The sequence below is a fragment of the Shewanella sp. ISTPL2 genome (assembly GCF_013283205.1).
In the GTDB taxonomy this organism is placed as follows: Bacteria; Pseudomonadota; Gammaproteobacteria; order Enterobacterales; family Shewanellaceae; genus Shewanella; species Shewanella oncorhynchi.
In genome coordinates this window covers 2,665,999-2,684,419 of record NZ_JAAPAV010000001.1, presented here as the reverse complement: position 1 = coordinate 2,684,419, position 18,421 = coordinate 2,665,999, and the positions used below count along the sequence as shown (strand labels likewise).

The 18,421-nt window shown below is 44.4% G+C and carries 12 protein-coding genes and 1 other RNA gene; 5 read left to right on the top strand and 8 right to left on the bottom strand.

The window, feature by feature from the left end:
* The first annotated feature begins 729 nt into the window (after positions 1-729).
* Complete coding sequence (locus tag HUB64_RS11875; RefSeq protein ID WP_173497047.1) at positions 730-3,174, top strand: TonB-dependent siderophore receptor; 2,445 nt, start codon at positions 730-732, stop codon at positions 3,172-3,174.
* A gap of 92 nt (positions 3,175-3,266) precedes the next feature.
* Here HUB64_RS11875 and HUB64_RS11870 read toward each other — a convergent pair whose 3' ends face one another.
* From HUB64_RS11870 to HUB64_RS11855, 4 genes are all read right to left on the bottom strand, one after another.
* Complete coding sequence (locus HUB64_RS11870) at positions 3,267-5,036, bottom strand: monovalent cation:proton antiporter-2 (CPA2) family protein (RefSeq protein ID WP_173497046.1); 1,770 nt, start codon at positions 5,034-5,036, stop codon at positions 3,267-3,269.
* Positions 5,037-5,367: 331 nt separating this feature from the next.
* The gene (locus HUB64_RS11865) at positions 5,368-7,101 is read right to left on the bottom strand and encodes a GGDEF domain-containing protein (RefSeq protein ID WP_173497911.1); all 1,734 of its coding nucleotides are present in this window, start codon (positions 7,099-7,101) and stop codon (positions 5,368-5,370) included.
* A 63-nt stretch (positions 7,102-7,164) separates the two neighbouring features.
* Positions 7,165-7,377, bottom strand: coding sequence for a hypothetical protein (locus HUB64_RS11860; protein WP_173497045.1), 213 nt, complete (start codon positions 7,375-7,377; stop codon positions 7,165-7,167).
* Positions 7,378-7,435: 58 nt separating this feature from the next.
* Complete coding sequence (locus HUB64_RS11855; protein WP_173497044.1) at positions 7,436-8,227, bottom strand: SAM-dependent methyltransferase; 792 nt, start codon at positions 8,225-8,227, stop codon at positions 7,436-7,438.
* Between the two features lie 428 nt (positions 8,228-8,655).
* Between HUB64_RS11855 and HUB64_RS11850 the strand changes: the two genes are divergently transcribed.
* On the top strand, positions 8,656-9,147 hold the full coding sequence (locus HUB64_RS11850; RefSeq protein WP_028760727.1) for an outer membrane protein assembly factor BamE: 492 nt from the start codon (positions 8,656-8,658) through the stop codon (positions 9,145-9,147).
* Positions 9,148-9,236: 89 nt separating this feature from the next.
* On the opposite strand, the gene HUB64_RS11845 is transcribed toward HUB64_RS11850, so the two are convergent.
* Together HUB64_RS11845 and HUB64_RS11840 are read right to left on the bottom strand one after the other, a co-directional pair.
* Entirely contained in the window at positions 9,237-9,569 is a 333-nt protein-coding gene (locus HUB64_RS11845; protein ID WP_106651167.1) for an RnfH family protein, read from the bottom strand.
* Entirely contained in the window at positions 9,559-9,996 is a 438-nt protein-coding gene (locus tag HUB64_RS11840) for a type II toxin-antitoxin system RatA family toxin (protein WP_028760728.1), read from the bottom strand. Before HUB64_RS11840 ends, HUB64_RS11845 begins: the two co-directional genes overlap by 11 nt.
* Before the next feature lie 278 nt (positions 9,997-10,274).
* Here HUB64_RS11840 and smpB point away from each other — a divergent pair, with 278 nt between their 5' ends.
* Both smpB and ssrA read left to right on the top strand, forming a co-directional pair.
* Positions 10,275-10,766 (top strand): SsrA-binding protein SmpB, encoded by a 492-nt coding sequence (gene smpB / locus HUB64_RS11835; protein WP_006080832.1) that lies wholly within the window; start codon positions 10,275-10,277, stop codon positions 10,764-10,766.
* Between the two features lie 71 nt (positions 10,767-10,837).
* Positions 10,838-11,193: a transfer-messenger RNA gene (ssrA, locus tag HUB64_RS11830) on the top strand.
* 185 nt (positions 11,194-11,378) lie between these two features.
* Here the strand turns inward: ssrA and HUB64_RS11825 are convergent.
* Positions 11,379-12,617, bottom strand: a complete 1,239-nt coding sequence (locus HUB64_RS11825) for a DEAD/DEAH box helicase (RefSeq protein WP_173497043.1) — start codon at positions 12,615-12,617, stop codon at positions 11,379-11,381.
* A gap of 99 nt (positions 12,618-12,716) precedes the next feature.
* Positions 12,717-15,437, bottom strand: coding sequence for a bifunctional diguanylate cyclase/phosphodiesterase (locus HUB64_RS11820; RefSeq protein WP_254451412.1), 2,721 nt, complete (start codon positions 15,435-15,437; stop codon positions 12,717-12,719).
* Between the two features lie 519 nt (positions 15,438-15,956).
* Between HUB64_RS11820 and HUB64_RS11815 the strand changes: the two genes are divergently transcribed.
* On the top strand, positions 15,957-18,374 hold the full coding sequence (locus HUB64_RS11815) for a Lon protease family protein (protein WP_173497042.1): 2,418 nt from the start codon (positions 15,957-15,959) through the stop codon (positions 18,372-18,374).
* The last annotated feature ends 47 nt before the right edge of the window (positions 18,375-18,421 follow it).

Genomic DNA, 18,421 nt, shown 5'->3' with positions numbered 1-18,421 from the left:
CGACAAACGTTTGTATTTGCAACAGTCCAAGATTGACAAAAACATGCATTAACCTAAGTAAAAACCATGCTAAAATTGGTCTGACCAAGCAATAAAATAAACAACAAATAACTGATAAATATGCAATTAAACATTTTAATCACATATGGAAATTGCAGTTAAATGAAACTTGTCAGACAACTTTACCAATCAATACGCAAAGTAATTAATTACGTAATTAAATAACTAATAGTAAATTAATTATTACATCATTTTTACTCTATTAGACCTAAGTAGAAAATGCTCAATGTTTTGAACTAACCTAGAGGTAAGCCAGATAAATTCATATAAATCATAATGATAAAGACTGTTGCTATTGCCACAAATTAAAACGACCGTTTCATTTTGACGTTTACGTAAACGAAATAAGTGTCGTGTGCGATTCAAACTAAGTACTAGGTTGCGTTTCCCGATCAACAAGGTGGGATGTGATGGTTAACTCAAAAAATAAATCACTTTTTTATAAAAAAAATGAAACAAATTTGACATTACAGCGGGATGGAGCTTAGACGCGACTTTTTATGAAGCTTTTCTCCTGCGAGAACCCATACCTTACTTCCTCAAATACATGCCTTTTCGTAACACTTATTCGCAGCACTGCACATTTCAACCACGACATCTGAAACATATGTTGCCAACTCAAATGCAAATCATTACTATTCGCGACCTATTTATTTGGGGGAACCATTAATGAAATCATTTCGTTTGTCACTAACTGCACTCGCCTGCCTTTCCGTTTTATCGCAAACTGCATCCGCCGAAGCTAACTCGGTATCAGCAAATACTGAAGCCAACGTTGAGCGCATCACGGTTTATGGCAGACAAAACTCAGTGGTGAAAAATTCAGGGCTAGCGACTAAATCCGACATGTCTCTCATGGAAACACCCGCTGCAGTTGTAATTGTTGACCAAGAACTGATCGAAACCCAAGGTACAGATAATCTGCAAGACTTGATCCGTAACATCAGTGGTGTGACTCAAGCGGGTAATAACTATGGCATCGGTGACAACATAGTCATCCGTGGTTTAGGCGCAAATTACACTTATGACGGTATGTATGGCGGTGCTGGCCTTGGTAACACTTTCAACCCCACGCGCTCTTTAACCAACGTTGAATCCGTAGAAGTATTAAAAGGCCCAGCGACTGGACTCTATGGCATGGGGAGTGCTGGCGGCGTCATCAATTTAATTGAGAAAAAACCGCAATTCGAGTCAAAAAACAAATTTACCGCCGAAGTTGGGCAATGGGATACCTACTCCCTTGCTCTGGATAGCACGGGCGGCCTGAGCGATGATGTCGCCTACCGTTTAGTGGCAAAATCCGGCCGCAGTGATGGCTATCGCGATATAGGTACAGACAGAGACGAAATCTATGGCGCCTTGAAATGGGTATTAAGTGATAGCCAAGATTTAATGCTTTCAGGTGCTTACATCAAAGATGCTATTGCCGTTGACTCTATTGGCCACCCGATTCGAATTTACAATGCCGATTCAGTCGGCGGTAAGAGCGCGGGAGAGGTCACTTGGCAGGATTTAATCAACGATCCAAGTGGTAAGGGTCTACAACTGACCGATGCACAGCGTCAGCAGTTAGCGGCCTCGTTGTCGGGCGCTGATGGCTTAAGGCCCTATTCGTTTGGTGATGCAGGGCTGATTTCACCCATGGCGAAGGACAATGAAGGCGAAGAGTTAAGATTTAAACTAACCCATAATATTTACTTCAACGATAGTCTGTTTCTTAATCAGCAATTACAGTATCGCGACTACACTTCAGGCTTCGCCCGCCAAACAGGTGCTTATAACTACGTCTACTGGAAACAAGGCAAAAACCCGATCAACGCTGATCCCCGCGCGCCTTTAGTTGAAAACGGCGAACTTTATCCTTTTGCTGCAAGACGTCAGGAATACCGTAAAGTGGATGCCGACGAGACTTCGTGGCAGTACTTTGCCGATTTACGTTATGACTTCCAAATTGGCAATATAGACAATGAATTATTGGTCAATGCCAACTATGAAGACCGTAATATTCGCTTCCAGCAATATTCTATCTACGATGCGGATCAAATCTTTAAAAACAAAGATGGCAAAATCATTTACCAAGGATCTCTGCCTTATATATACGACATCCGCAATCCTAATTGGGGCACAGGTAAATTCGAGGACTATGACCCACTCAAAACCGCTAACTATGACAAAAAAGTCAGCGCTTGGGGCGTAGGCTTACAACATGTCAGTTATCTGCCATACGGCTTTACCACACGTATTGGTGTTGCCTTTAATGAAATTAAACAAGCCTATGAGCACTTTGGTGTTGATCCACGCTATAGCACTAGCCAATCCCAAGCGACACCAGAAGCTGATACCACAGATAACGGTATGACCTATAACCTAGGGTTAACCTACATGCCGATTGAGGATTTATCATTTTTCATCAACCATTCTAAAGGGCGAACCGCTTACAGTGTACTTGATGCAGTAAAAGATAATGCTACCGACCGAGATGATTCAGAATCAATTAGCAATGATCTAGGTATGCGCTTTAAAGCATTTGAGGATCAATTGCTTGGCTCACTGGTATTCTTTAAAAGCTCGCGTACTAATGTCGCCTATAACAACCCTGATTATACCAATGGCATATTAACCCCTAATATTCCCGTGTATTTTTACGATGGCAGCGAAGATACTCAGGGGGTCGAACTCGATCTCAATGCCCACCTGAATGATCAATGGCGCGTTAACCTTAATGGCATGTACCAAGATGCAAGGGATAAGCAAAACCCGAATGACGTCGCAAATTACGACAGCCGTCAAAAAGGTGTGCCTTATGTCACTGCCAGTGCTTGGGTTACCTATGGCGCGGATTGGTTTAGATTATCAAGCCCAATCGAGCTGAGCCTTGGTGCAAAATTTGTCGATGATCGCAGTACGCACTCAAGCTCATTTGGTATTCCAGACGGTTACGTGCCTAGCTATACCGTCGTTGACTCGGCGGTGAGCTACAACGCGGATTCTTGGAAAATCCAGTTAAACATCAATAACCTTTTCAATAAAGACTATTACAGTAAAGCCATGTTCCTCGGTGGTATGCCGGGTGAAGAACGCAACGTCAAACTGCAATACAGCTATAGCTTTTAATACCTAAACATCAGCGTTAAATTTGATGTTGTAAACCAATAAAAAAGAGAGCATTTATGCTCTCTTTTTATATCCAAATCAGAGTGACAACATTAGCTCACATTCTCCCTATCGCCACGCATGAGGGATTCCAACTCTGCCTTACCCTTATTCGATAGATTGATTAACGTCGCTAAATCATTTTGATGAGCCGCACTCGCAATCACCAGTTTCTTATCATGTTCAGCAAAAATTTTTACCCGCTCGTTGGCTTGTACCTGCGATAAACCTAGACCTTGGAGAATCTTCTCACTGGCCGATAGCGCCGAACCAAAGGTCTCACGAAACACATCCGTCACCCCAAGGCTCATCAAACGATAAGCATGGTTACGGTCCCTCGCCCGCGCGACAATGTTGATATGGGGAAAATGCGTTTTCACTTGCAGAGCAATTTCAATGGAATCCTCAACACTGTCCACGGCAAGCAATAGTAATCTAGACCGAGCAATCCCCGCTGACATCAACATGTCTAAGCGTCTGGCATCACCAAAATAGACCTCACCGCCATATTTGCGAATCACATCCACATGGCTCGCATCCTTATCCAATGCGACAAAAGGGATACCTGATGAGGCCAAAATACGCCCCGTGATCTGGCCTACTCGACCAAATCCAGCAATCACCACTTCAGATTCGGTGACATTAATCGTATCTGGCAGACGAGTATCCACCACTTTGGCTTTAGTCGCACGAAACAGGGTAAACAATATCGGCGTCACCGCCATAGACAAACCAATAGCAAGCACAAGGACTTGCGCAATTTTATCGCCGACAATGCCAGATAACTGCGCCTGGGATAACAGCACAAAGGCAAATTCACCGCCTTCTGCAAGGATCAATCCCAATGCAATACTCGGTCGCCATTTGTGGTGCCGAATGCGCCCCAGCACCATAAGCACAAAGGTTTTAATCAGCAACATAGCCATTAAAATGCCCAGAATAAGCAACGGATCAGATATCAATAATTTCAAATCCATACTCATACCGACAGCCATGAAAAACAGCCCAAGCAATAAGCCTTTAAAAGGTTCTATATCAGTTTCGAGCTGGTGCCGATAACTTGAGTTAGCGAGCATAATACCCGCCAAAAATGCCCCCATACCCGCGGAAAGTCCCAACCACTCCATTAACTCAGCGCTACCCATGACCAACAATAATGCAAAAGCGGTGAGCACTTCACGCACCCCACTGCTTGCCACTAGTTTAAGGAATTTAGGCAGTAAATATTTACCCACTAACACAAAACCAACGAGCGCAAGACACGTCCAGTACCAAGGCACGGCATGATGTTCAATCTGAGCAGAATTGGGCGCCAAATATGCTGTCAGCAGCAACATAGGGATAACCGCAAGGTCTTGCATTAACAAGACCCCAAAAGCATCACGTCCAAGTGGGGTTGTGAGCAACCTATGCTCACTCATTAACTGCACGGCAAAGGCTGTCGATGATAAAGATAGCGCGGCACCAACCACTAAAGCCGCCTCAATAGACAAGCCAAAGCCCCAAGCCAAACCTCCAATCGCAGCCCATGACAACAACAGCTGACCACTGCCTAAACCAAAGATAGCACTGCGAAGTTCCCATAATTTACTTGGATTCAATTCGAGTCCAAGTACAAACAGCATAAGTACCACACCTAACTCGGCAAAATGCAACACGGCTGCAGGATCAGAAACCAACGCCATACCACCTGGGCCTAAAATAATCCCTGCGGCCAAATAGGAAAGAATAGGGCCCGCGCCAAAACGTTTACCCAAGGGAACAAAAATAACCGCCGCCAATAAAAATAGCAGCACCGACGTGAGTAAACTCGACTGTTCCATGAAGGCTCCAACGGAAAAAGGAATGCGCATTGTTCTATGTAAGGACCCAGCAATAGCTAGGCAATTATCAGCTATGATATCCCATTTATTTATTAACAAGGTCAAGGCAATTCATTAAAAATAAGAAATTTTTGATACGGAAAACACTTAAGCGTGGGGGAAATCAACTGGAGCAACAAAGCAGAGTAAAAGAGCGCTTAGAGACACCTTAGACTGTTATTGCATTTTAGTGAGTGGCTGCAAAATAAAAAACGAGCAATAAACTAAGGAAGGATAAAACCAGTAAGGGCTTACCAACTCTGGATGAGACTAAATGCTCACTCGACTTGCATTACACAGAGGGCGATGCGATATGACGCCGTAAATCAGTTGCCTGCTTGTCACATTTTAATATGTCAGAATAGCGTACTACGGTGTTGCGGCCATTGGCCTTAGCGGCATAGAGCGCCATGTCGGCTCGGTGAAATAATGGATCCAAACTCAGATCATCAGCCATTAAACCGCTCACGCCAAAACTCGCCGTTATGACGAACTTATGCCCTGAATGTTGGGTATCAATGGCCTCGATACGAGCTCGACATTGCTCCGCCACTTCCATGCCTTTCTCTTCATCGGCATAGGGTAATAAAATTGCAAACTCCTCACCGCCGATACGAGCAAAAACATCACCATTTCGGATATGGGATTTAAGGGAGTCAACCACCTTTTTAAGCGCCCAATCGCCAGTTCCATGACCAAAAGAATCGTTGATACGTTTGAAGAAATCTAAATCGAATAAAATGACACAGAAATCCCCGCTACGAGCCATGGCTTGCACAAAAAGGTTTTCTCCCAACTCTTGCCCTGCACCACGATTCAATATGCCTGTTAAGGCATCCATTCTCGCCATACGCATAAACTTACGTTTCTGCATCTGACCTACGGCTAACAAAATCCCAAGGAAGAACAGCCCACCCACTAGAATAGTGATAAACATCAGCATATTGGTGTATTCCCGCTCTTTTACCATTTGCTGAGCGATGTAAAGTTCACGCTCTTTATTGAGTAAATTGATTTCACGCGACTGTTCATCAGCATTAAACTTAGCCGCCTGATAAGCGAGGGTTTTCATTCTAGATTGGTCAAAAATCAATTGATTATAATATTGTTCTTTTCTTGTGTATTCATAGGCTTGCTCAAATTGTTTATCCGCCGCCATCAGTTCGGCAAATACCTTATATGCAATATGCTTATGTTCGATGTAGCTATTATCATCGGGGAATGAAAGCACTTTAACGGCGTGACTTTTCGCTTGAACCTGCTCATCCATGGCAAAGTAATTCTCGGCAAGTAGTGCATGCACATGGCTAATTTCTAACTGAAATTGAAAAGCTTCATACCCTTTTAAAGCTAATAGCAGAATCGCTCTCGCACCTAAAAAGTCGCCCCGCTCCTGCAAAACCATAGCTTTACCTTTCATCGACATAGTCGCCAAAAGGGGGAATTGCTTCGCATCACAGTATTGACGGCTATCTTCGAAGACATCGAAGGCGTCGGGATTTTTCACGCCGAGTAAATAAATAGCGCGCAACAATTTGGCATGACAAATATCGCGGACATCGGTTTCCTTTGCGAGTTGTAGCACCTTATTGGCATAAAGGCCCATATCGCTATAAGCGTCCATTTCGGAATAAATATTGGCAATTCTTAGATATGAGTGCCGTTTAATCGTGACATCATCAATATTCACCACTAGGGCTAATGCTTGAGCGACTGCAGCCAAGGCTTTGTCATAGTCACGCATACCTATATATACCGTGGCTTTGTAACTATAAACTGACGCCAATAAATCAGTATTTGTCACTAAGGTTTCGGCTTGGTGAAGATCATCTAACGCTTTAGTATATTCACCGATGAAAAAATAACCTATCGCTCTATCTATCCTCAGTCGCCCTTGTTGTATTGTAGTTAAACGACTGAATTCTTTCTCATATTCGGCAAGCTTTTTCTGCGCAGCACTAAGATCAGATTGCAGTAATACATCAAGCTCATTGAGTGCCTGATCAAAATCGAGAGAGTTAGCCATCAAAGCTGTCGAACACAAGGCGAAGATGGCTAATAGGGCACAACGTAACCGTTTCAAGATTAGTTAATTATTACCATGATTGACTAAAATAAATGTTTGATAATTTTGGTCGCCACTCAAAACTTTTAGTTTTGTCATATCCCCAGTCATTACAGCGCTAATTTCTTCATCAGTTAACCCATGGGCGCGCATTACGGCCTCAGGGTCCTGTTGATACGCTTCCATCAACTGTGCATCTTGGCCTAACTGGATAAAAAAATCGGATAATGCAGACATACCTTTCCTTATTTATATGGTGACTCCCGAATTCAGCTCAGAAGTACAGCACTCGCAATTAGCCTAAATCTTCAGGTCTAATGCCTAATTTAGTTAAAATAGCATAGTTGTATTCGAGTTTTTTTGCTGGCGGGATCAGTAAAGTACTGATCGGAGACAAGTTTGCCTCGGGCAGCTTACTCAACGGCAAATACTCAATTCTAGGGGCTTGAACTGGCAGATTAGCAGCTTCGTAGATCACCACTTGATGATCTCGCGGATACCATTGATTCAGTTGTTCAACCAAAATCTGCAGCCTGTCACTCGTAGTATGAAACTGAGTTAAGGTATGTTCACCAGCAATCGCAATTTGCCATAACAATAAATGGGTTGTCGGATCGGGCACATGATTAAAAAACATAAACTGGCTAGCTTCAAAGCTTTGATGCCCAGAGCTGCCGGGGTCAATACCCAGATCAGCCCATAAACACGCCTCGGCCGAAATCCCCGGCTCCATCTTCGCTGAAAACCCTTCTGCCCTCGCCCGTGTAATCGCCATATGGGAAACACAGGCAAAGACTCCAGGATGACCATAGAGCGCACAAACGGTTTTTTTGCCAGCCCTTACGGCCTCCAATATAGAATTAACCATTTGTTCGTAGGTTTCTCGGCGATTTTTATCTTCACCATTTTGTGCATAAAACGGCTGTAAATTGATGACATTGGGATTAATGTTCTGGATCCAACGCTGCGAAAAACCATCGGGCAAGAGTGAAAACACGACATCAGCGTGCTCAATATAACTACGACTCATCACACTGATCTGTCCGGCCAGTTGTAAACCCGTACCTACGCAAACTAAAGAACCCAATGCATCTATCCCACTATTTTATTTCGAACACTGCAAACTTACGGCAAAAAGCCACAGTACAAGAACACAATAAAAACATATCGGTAACTTTAATCTGATTTTAACGAGATTACTATGCTTATCGCCACACATACTGTCTATCGACTTGCTAACTAATTGCTTGGCTTTAAAGAAGAAATCGCTCACATTTACTCTTTTCCCAATCCAGCCAGCAGTAAACCTGTACGGCTCTGAAGCAGAAAATCATACTCATAACCCCATATGACTTCAGCGAATAAATATCCTTAAAGATTGAGAACTAAAGCCAACATACTGGGTCGAAAAGTCACACAATTCGATCTATGACGGTTGCAAAGCCCGATTGCCCTTGTCATGAGGGGGAATGCTTGGGTATTATGGCCGCCAGATTTTCAGAAGTAGCGCATACAATGATCAATAAAAAGCAAAGTCTTACCCTACTGGGCGCTGTGGCGCTCTCTGTTTCACTCAGTGCCTGTAGCGTGTTCGATTGGTTGATTTATAAGCCCGATATTCCACAGGGCAACTACATGGAACCGCAACAAGTTGAAAAGTTGCGCATTGACATGACCAAAGAACAAGCCGAATACATTCTCGGCCGTCCGGTATTACGAGATAGTTTTGCTGACGATACTTGGTACTATGTGTATCACTACAAGAGTGGGCGTGATGCCAGCATTACGCATAAAGAACTCATACTGCACTTTACGGGCGATAAACTTACCTCAGTGAAAGGCGATTATGAACTGAGCAAAGAATTTAGTACGCCGCTAGAACAAAGCAGCTTGCCAACAGGTAATAAAACTGAGCTAGTGCCACAAATTCCAGCACAGCGCGCCGATGAAAAGCCATTAGTGAAAGAAAATCAAGCTGAAGCGCAAGTTCAAAAACCAATTAAGTAATATCCTAAACTTTGCTTATGCTCTTCTCAGTCAATCAAATACAAAAAAGCGCCCAAGGGCGCTTTTTTATTGAGCAATGATGTCAGTATTTAAGCCCGTCCGCCCGTCACTTTATTCGCGCGGCCTTCATCTTTAGCTTTATCTGCTCGGCGACGACGCACATCCTTAGGATCAGCAATCAAAGGACGATAAATCTCAACCCTTTGCCCCGGTAAAATCACTTGGTCATGCTTAACCACATTACTAAACACACCGAGCTTAACCGTCTCTAAATCGATCTCAGGAAAAAAACTCACTATGTTACTTAAACGCACCACCTCAATCGCCGACGTGCCGGGATTCACATTCACCGAAATCACTTTTTGCTGTGTAGGCAAGGCGTAAACCACATCAACTACAAACTTATCTGTCTCATTTGTCACTGTAAATCACCTTAGCGCGACTCGTAAATGCCGTCACCATTGATACCATAAGATCATTAAACACTTTACCAAAGGCCATATCGGCTAACGAACTTGAAAACTCAAAACTCAGCTCGAATTCTACCTTGCAGGCCTCTTCAGTCAGCTCAGTAAAACGCCACTGCCCCAATAAATGCTTAAAGGGCCCATTTTCCAATGTTAAATCAATACTCTTACCAGGAACCACTTGGTTGCGAGTCGTAAATGTCTTACGGATCCCCGCTTTACTCACATCCACAGATGCCAGCATAGTCTTACCATCAAATTCTAAGACTTTACCACCCACACAACCGGGTAAAAATTCCTTATACGACTCGACATCATTCACTAAGTCATACATTTGCATCGCACTAAAACGGACTAACACACTTCGAGAAATTTGCGGCATAGGACTTAGTACTCTTCACTAACGTATTCACAGCGACCTAAGCAAACTCAAACGCACGAAAATAACGCACGTGCAATAAACAACTTAGGCCAGCAATCAAAATTTGCACGGATTTTATCACGATACGTAAAAAACGCACCCCTTGTGCACTTAGGCTGATACTCAACCCCCTAATCACGTTCAAAAAACCAGCAATAACACGATAGAGGCTTGAAATTAACTAAATAAAACCTTATATCAATACCAAATTGATTCACCGTGCGTATAATGGCGCCACTATGGTAAAGAAAAATTCAAGCAAAGCCGCGCCTGCGACTATCGCACGTAATAAGCGCGCAACCTTCGAATACCGTTTCGAAGAGAAAATGGAAGCCGGCCTATCCCTTATGGGATGGGAAGTGAAATCTATCCGTATGGGTAAGGTCAACTTGTCCGACTGTTACGTATTCCTGAAAAATGGCGAAGCCTTTATGCATGGCTGCACCATTATTCCCTTGAATACGGCATCGACACACGTTGTCTGCGATCCCCTACGTTTGAAAAAACTGCTACTCAGCCGTAAAGAGCTAGATAAACTAGCGGGCTTAGTTGAGCGCCAAGGCTACTCTATTATTCCTATCTCAATGTACTGGCGTAAAGGTGCATGGGTAAAAGTGGAAATTGGCCTAGGTAAAGGTAAGAAAGATCACGATAAGCGCGAAGATACTAAAGCGCGTGAATGGGAAGTTGAAAAAGCCCGCGTGATGAAAAAAGAAAAAACGCACGGATAATGAACAAACGATTGAACTTGAAGCAAATGATGCTAGGTGATCATAGTGCTACGGGTTACAATCAAATTCTTGGGGGCGATTCTGGATTCGACAGGATTCACGAAACCCTGGGAGCATGCCGAGGGGCGGTTGGCCTCGTAAAAAGCCGCACAGTTATAGTTGCAAACGACGATAACTACGCTCTAGCAGCTTAGGCTAGCTAGCCATCTGACACAGGTCTCTCAAATGGGCGGTGTATACAGATGGTCATCTTACATTTGATAGCGAGGGAACTCCGTCCGGGGGTGAACCGCGAAATAGTACCGGACTCGCCCGATGAAATCCTGTCTTTCGGAGTTTATTCGGGTTAATTAAAAGAGAGACTAAGCATGTAGTGCCTTGGATGTAGGTGTTCTGGACGCGGGTTCAAGTCCCGCCGCCTCCACCAATTTTACCAGAAGGGCTTAACCGCAAGGTTAAGCCCTTTTTGTTTGAACTTTCATGCGATTACTTATTTCGAGCTATCGATTCAAATGCGGCGGTGGGAACTGAACTGGTGTCAATAAATGAATCATGTCACCACTTGATCTAATCTCTATTAGATTCAGCCATTCAGACGCCACATCTAAAAACCTACCTTTTCCCCTTTCCACCCAAAGCCCGTTTCTTCGCTCTTTGCTTCTGAGCCGCTTTGCCGTTACGTCTAGGTTCGGTATCCATCTTATTAAAGTCGGGTTCGAAGCCTAGTAACCATTGTTGGGGTAGACGCTTGTCGAGCACAACTTCAACTTCTTCCAATAATAGGGCGTCCTCTTGACTAAAGAGGGTGATGGCAAGCCCTGCACTACCCGCTCGACCTGTGCGACCAATACGATGAATATAATCTTCAGCGATAAAGGGTAGCTCAAAGTTGATCACATATTTTAGCTCGACGATATCTAGGCCTCTGGCGGCGACATCCGTTGCCACTAGCACTTGGATCTTACCTTGTTTAAATTCCTGCAAGACTTTCTCGCGCGCGCCTTGGGACAAGTCACCGTGAAACGCCTGAGTGATAATATCGGCTTTATTGAGTTGCTGAACCAGTTTATCGACACCTTGCTTAGTGCGGCTAAAAATCAGCACTTGATGCCAGTTTTTACTGCGCACCAGATGGCTGACGAGTTCGGTTTTACGGTCGGCGTCGACGGCATAAACCACTTGTTCAATTTCGGCAGCGGTCGTGTTGCGCTTGGCAACTTCAATCAACTTGGGATCGCGCAGTAAGGTTTTACTTAAGCTGAAGATAGCGGCATCTAAAGTGGCAGAAAATAACAGGGTTTGTCTGTCACTCGGCACTTGCTTGAGCACGGCTTGAATTTCATCCATAAACCCCATGTCGAGCATACGGTCGGCTTCATCGAAAACAAGCACACTCAATTGCTTAAGATTTAATGCACCTTGCCTAAGGTGATCGAGTAAGCGGCCCGGTGTTGCGATTAACACATCAATCCCTGCATTAAACACGGCGACCTGCGCATCGATACTCACGCCGCCGTAGGCGATGCCAATACGAATATCAGTCCCTTTAGCGTACTTAACAAAACTCTGCTGTACCTGCACCGCCAGCTCACGTGTCGGCACTAAGACTAATCCGCGTACGTGTCTCACAGCCGTTAACTCTTGCAGAGGGCTGAGTGTCATCAAATGATGCAAGATAGGCAAGGCGAACGCAGCGGTTTTGCCTGTACCCGTTTGGGCGCCAGCCATAACATCACGTTTAGCTAAGATGGCAGGGATCGCTTCTAACTGGATTGGCGTTGGCGATTCATAGCCAAGAACCGCTAAGGTATTCACTAACGTGGAGTTTAAGGATAAGGCACTAAAAGACATTGCAGTTAACCACTGAAAATAATGGCTAGAATTTTAGCAGACACAACCCTAAGCGACTAGCGGCATAGTGTTAGTCCTATTGTTATATGCAAACTTGTTTTACGATAAAAATGCGTCGAGATCTTCAGCTAGCTGCGGACGACTAAAAAGATAACCTTGAGCTTGATCGCACTGGTTTTGTTGCAGAAAATCAGCTTGCTCTTTAGTTTCAACCCCTTCGGCGATAATTTCCAGCTTCAACGCATGTCCAAGCGCAATCACAGCCTTAGCGATAGCGGTATTGTTGGTATCGAAGGGAATGTCTCGCACAAAAGACTGATCAATTTTCAATTTATGAATAGGCAGTTTTTTCAAATAGTTGAGCGATGAATAGCCAGTACCAAAATCATCAACCGATAATTCGATACCCAGATCGCCAAGTCGCTTTAAGTCACGGATAGCAAGATCAGGATTCTGCATCATCACACTTTCGGTCACTTCAAGCTCTAAATGCTTTGCGGGCAAACCCGTTTCAGCTAAGACACGTTTCACATCATCCACAAAGGAACTGCGCTGTAACTGTTGTCCTGCCACGTTCACGGCAATACGGCCAAAATGTTTGCCTTCACCAAGCCAACGCATGCCTTGACGGCAAGCGGTTTCTAACACCCATAAGCCAATTTCATGGATAAGACCTATTTTTTCTGCCACAGGAATAAATATCGCAGGCGAAATCAACCCCAGTTGAGGATCGTGCCAACGCAGTAATGCTTCAAATCCAACGGTTTGTCGAGTCACTAAATCGAGTTTTGGCTGGTACATTAAGTACAAAGCATTTTGCTCAATCGCGCCATAGAGGGCACTTTGCAGCTTAAGATGTTCAAAAGACTGTTGAGTTAAGGACTCTGTATAAAAAGCATAATTATTGCGGCCATCATTTTTGGCGCGATACATGGCTGCATCGGCGTTACGCAGTAAAGTGTCCGCATCGGTTCCATCATTTGGATACAAAGAAACGCCCATACTCGCCGTTAAACGTAAGTGGTCGCCCGTGCTCACAATAAAAGGTTGCTCAAACACTTGGCGCAATTGATTTATGGCAACTGCGGTATCTGCACTATTGTCGATCCCTGAAATCAATGCCACAAACTCATCGCCACCAATCCGTGATAACACATCCTGATCACCCACTTGACTGCGTAAACGCTTGGCGAGCTCGACCAACATTTCATCGCCGATACTGTGGCCAAAACTGTCGTTGATATGCTTGAACAGATCGACATCAATCATCACAGTCGCTAATTGCAAATTCAGCCGCTTAGCTTGTCGCACTTCTTGCTTAAGCTGCATCATGAACTTCATGCGATTGGGCAAATGCGTTAGCGGGTCAAAATACGCTAAGTGTGTGAGTTGCGCTTCATTCTCTTTCTGGGCTGAAATATCGGCAAACACAGCGACAAAATAACGCACATCTCCAACGTCATCATAAATAGTGCTTATGGTGATATTTTGCGGAAAAATCGTGCCGTTCTTGCGCCGATTCCAAATTTCGCCATTCCATTTACCTTGAGTAAACAAGGTATTCCAGAGTTTATCGAAAAAATCTTTATCATGCCGACCCGAACTAAAAATCCGAGGATTCTGGCCGAGTAACTCTTCCCTCACATAACCTGTGATCTCAAAAAATGCACCGTTAACGTCGGTAATATTGCCATGCCGATCGGTCACAACGACACCTTCAACCGAGTTTTTAAACACATTGGTCGCCAGTGTCAGCTGTTCTTCAACTGCTTTATGCTTGGAGATGTTGCGAGTCATACCGATAACGCCCACGAGCTCCCCCTTGGCATTGAGTGTTGGGAGTTTTAGCGTTTCTAACCAAAGATGATTTTTAGCTTCACTGCCATCTAAACACTCAGCGACAATGATAGGCGTACCAGACTCGATAGCGAGCCTATCACCCTCTAGAAAAATCTCTGCAATATCAGTACCAAAGAGTTCAACATCGGATTTACCAACAATCTCACTACGGGGCATTTCCCACGCATTCTCAACACTACGATTGCAAAGAGTGTAAATGCCAGCGGCATTTTTCATCCAAATATGTTCGTCAAAACTATCGATAAAAGTTTGTAAATCGACCGTTTTGACACGACTCGGTGAACCTCGGCTTAATGTTTCAGCCGCATTATGTTGGCTCAACATCTCGCCTAACTGATGTTGAATGCTATCGCTGATAAGCTTAGCGAGTTGTAGCGTTTCTGAATCTACACCTTGAGCCTCGTTGTGATAGAAGCATAAAAAGCCAAAATTAGCCCCAGATGGCCAAGCGAGAGACAAACAAATCACGCTGCCGATTGCGCTACAAGTGTGCCAATCTGAGTGCTGCCGAGTATCCATAATTAACAGAGGCTCACGTACCTGCTCAGTTAGCTGTGATACAGATAATGCAGCCGTGATTTGATGACTGCCTAATCGCGGCAATGCTGAAATCGGCTCACTCAGGCTGGACAACTTAGCATTGCTTAGAGGGGAAATAGTAGGTTTATCAATAATATCAAAGGGATTGGAAACGATTTCTGATGGTGTGAGCATTGAGGGCATCACAACGGACTGGCTTATAGCAGGCTGGGAGGTAGCCAAATGATTGCCACTTAAGTGGCTGAGTATTGCCTGTATTTCACTTTCAGCCGCAGAGTCTGAACTTAACATGCTGCTAAGTTCACCCGCAGCATTCCATGCTAATAACATTGCTTTACTGCTTGATATCTCAGCGACTAAATTTAAGTCACTCAACCAGTTATCCAGCTGTTGCTGCGTAATAGGTACATCTATCATCATCTTGCCAACTCAGATCTCGTTACTGCTCAATCGGCCTACGGCGAGAATACCGTAAGACCTTAAACACATGCCCAATATTGCGACAGAGGGAAAACGTTAACCAAGCAGTAAAATCTCATAAAATTTTACGTTTAACATCAAATCAATAGATCTCAATTGGCACTAAGGTTGGATCTAAAACTTACTCCATCATATCCACCTTTTAGGGTGGTAGAGGTCAAACCATCAAAATTCACACTAACTTACTCACACTCAGCAGACTGCTTGCACGGGTAAATCCAACTAACATTGCATTTGCTACTTTAGCACAAAATTTTAGTGTCAGTATCGCGATAAGTTTATTGAGTAACAATTAGTTAGACTTAATCAATTAAGTCTTCCCCCGATAATTCAGCACTTTCTTAGCGAGAGAAAACCATCCCTAAAGACATATATCAGCAATAACAGGGTTTTGATTGACAAAAATGCTATCTTATTGTCTACAATGGAAATAATAAGGCTGAAAAACCAAGGATATTTATGCCCACTGACGTCGTATCAAGCCAAGCTACCCTGCTCAACAGTAAACAATTATATCGCATTTGCGAACTCGACCAATTAAGCACAGATTGCCAATCGACAGCAGAACTCACACCTCTCAATGATATTGTCGGCCAAGAACGCGCCCAGCAAGCGGTAGAGTTTGCAATGGGAATTAAAGAAAAGGGTTACAACATCTACGCCATAGGTCAGAACGGCCTCGGCAAACGGACCATGATGCTGCGTTACCTAAGCCGTCACGAGCCAAACGACCATACCCTGTACGATTGGTGCTATGTGGTTAATTTCGATGATACCCGTTGCCCTAAAGTACTGAAACTGAGCGCAGGGACTGGGCTTGAATTTAAAAAAGCCGTCGAAAAGTTGATGCTTAAACTTGTCAAAGCTATGCCTTTAGCCTTTGATAATGAAATGTATTATGCCCGCACCGAAAAGCTCAAAAGCCAATTATCACAGAAACAAGAAGTCGCACTCACTGAATTAACCGAAGAAGCGAAACAAAAAGGCATCAGCCTCAGTTTAACCATGCAGGGCGACTATCAAATGGTAGCGCTCAATGGTGAAGAACCCCATGACGAAGCTTCATTCGAAGCATTGACAGAGACTGAACGTAGTCAATTTGAAAGTAATATCAATGGCCTAGAAGTTAAACTGCGCGGTATTATTCGCCAAATCACTGAATGGGAAGAAGAATTCAGCGACAAGCAGCAAGAGCATGACGAACAAGTCGCCAAAGAAGTATTAATCCATTTTATTAAGCCACTCAAAGATAAGTTCAAGCACCAGCCAGAAGCGCGGACTTTCTTAACCGGTATGCAGGCGGATATCTTAGACAATTTAGATATCTTTTTAGAAGAAAGTGAAGAACAACTGGGCCTAGCCTACGCTTCCCTTGAAAAGAAAATGCCCCGCCGCTACCAAGTTAACGTTTTGGTCGCTCAAGGGACTCAAAAATTCCCTATTGTCGTAGAAGAAAGCCCAAGTTATCACAGCCTATTTGGCTATGTGGAAAATGCCACCTTCAGGGGGACAGTGTTCACCGACTTCTCACTTATCCGCTCTGGCAGTCTGCACAAAGCTAACGGCGGCGTGTTATTGATGGATGCCGTAAAAGTGTTAGAACGCCCTTACGTGTGGGACGGGTTAAAACGCGCCCTGCGTTCACGCAAACTCGATTTAAGTTCGCTCGAGCGGGAAGTGTCACTGTCGGGCACGATTTCATTGGCGCCTGAGCCTATCCCCTTAGATGTAAAAATTATTCTGTTTGGCGATCACGAAACTTATCAGCTGTTACAGCACTATGATCCTGACTTCAGTGAGTTATTCCGCGTTACCGCCGATTTTGAAGATGTGATGGACAGAACCTCAACTTCTGAGGCGCACTATGCCCGCTTTATTTCGAGCATAGTTCACGACAACAACATGCTACATTGCGACCGTGCAGCTATAGCACGCATCATCGAATACAGCTCGCGGGAAGCCGAAGATCAACAAAAACTGTCGCTACACTCAGCCAATATTGCCAACCTACTGCGGGAATCAAACTACTGCGCTAAATCTTCGGGCAGTCAGCAAATTTTAGTGCCGCACGTTGAGCAAGCACTGCGAAATCAAGAGCAAAGAGTCTCGCGTCTTCACGACAACATAATGCAAAGCTTTACCAACGGCACCACCTTAATTAGCACTCAGGGCAAAGTGGTTGGGCAAATCAATGCCTTATCCGTCATCTCGACCTCAGATCATCAGTTTGGTATGCCCAATCGCATCACAGCAACCACTGCGTTTGGTAAGGGTGAAGTGATGGATATCGAGCACAGAGTCAAACTTGGAGGCAGGATCCATTCTAAGGGCGTGTTGATCTTAACCGCTTATTTAGCCTCAGTTTTAGGTAAGACGGCGCAAATCCCGCTCACCACTTACCTCACCTTTGAGCAATCATACAGCGGAGTGGACGGTGACAGCGCGTCGATGGCCGAATGCTGCGCCATTATCTCGGCTATTAGCGAGCAAGCAATTAGGCAAGATATTGCCATCACAGGTTCGATGAACCAATTTGGTGAGGCTCAGCCCATTGGCGGCGTGAATGAAAAAATTGAAGGCTTCTTCGATGTCTGCAAAATAAAAGGCCGTACGCCGGAACAAGGGGTGATTATTCCTGCCTCGAACATGGCCAACCTTATGCTGCGCAAAGACATTGTCGATGCAGTGGCACAGGGGGAATTCCATATTTGGGCTATTACCCATGTGACTCAAGCAATGGAGTTACTGCTCGGTAAAACCGCAGGAAGTTTGCCGCAAACGGCCACACCTAGCCAAGGGCAATATTCTCCCGAGAGCATTTTTGGCATCGCTCAGCAAAAGCTCACCGCACTCAGATCCTTAGTTAAAGCGGATTAAATAAAAACGAGAGAGACAAACGAAAAGGGTTAGCACATGCTAACCCT

What these genes read in the sequence shown, in the direction of transcription:
- HUB64_RS11840 (WP_028760728.1), bottom strand. Translation starts at nt 9,996, where the DNA reads ATGCCGCAAATTTCTCGAAGTGTGTTAGTCCGTTTTAGTGCGATGCAA.
- HUB64_RS11865 (WP_173497911.1), bottom strand. Translation starts at nt 7,101, where the DNA reads ATGGCTAACTCTCTCGATTTTGATCAGGCACTCAATGAGCTTGATGTA.
- smpB (WP_006080832.1), top strand. Translation starts at nt 10,275, where the DNA reads ATGGTAAAGAAAAATTCAAGCAAAGCCGCGCCTGCGACTATCGCACGT.
- HUB64_RS11850 (WP_028760727.1), top strand. Translation starts at nt 8,656, where the DNA reads ATGATCAATAAAAAGCAAAGTCTTACCCTACTGGGCGCTGTGGCGCTC.
- HUB64_RS11815 (WP_173497042.1), top strand. Translation starts at nt 15,957, where the DNA reads ATGCCCACTGACGTCGTATCAAGCCAAGCTACCCTGCTCAACAGTAAA.
- HUB64_RS11875 (WP_173497047.1), top strand. Translation starts at nt 730, where the DNA reads ATGAAATCATTTCGTTTGTCACTAACTGCACTCGCCTGCCTTTCCGTT.
- HUB64_RS11860 (WP_173497045.1), bottom strand. Translation starts at nt 7,377, where the DNA reads ATGTCTGCATTATCCGATTTTTTTATCCAGTTAGGCCAAGATGCACAG.
- HUB64_RS11870 (WP_173497046.1), bottom strand. Translation starts at nt 5,036, where the DNA reads ATGGAACAGTCGAGTTTACTCACGTCGGTGCTGCTATTTTTATTGGCG.
- HUB64_RS11820 (WP_254451412.1), bottom strand. Translation starts at nt 15,437, where the DNA reads ATGATGATAGATGTACCTATTACGCAGCAACAGCTGGATAACTGGTTG.
- HUB64_RS11825 (WP_173497043.1), bottom strand. Translation starts at nt 12,617, where the DNA reads ATGTCTTTTAGTGCCTTATCCTTAAACTCCACGTTAGTGAATACCTTA.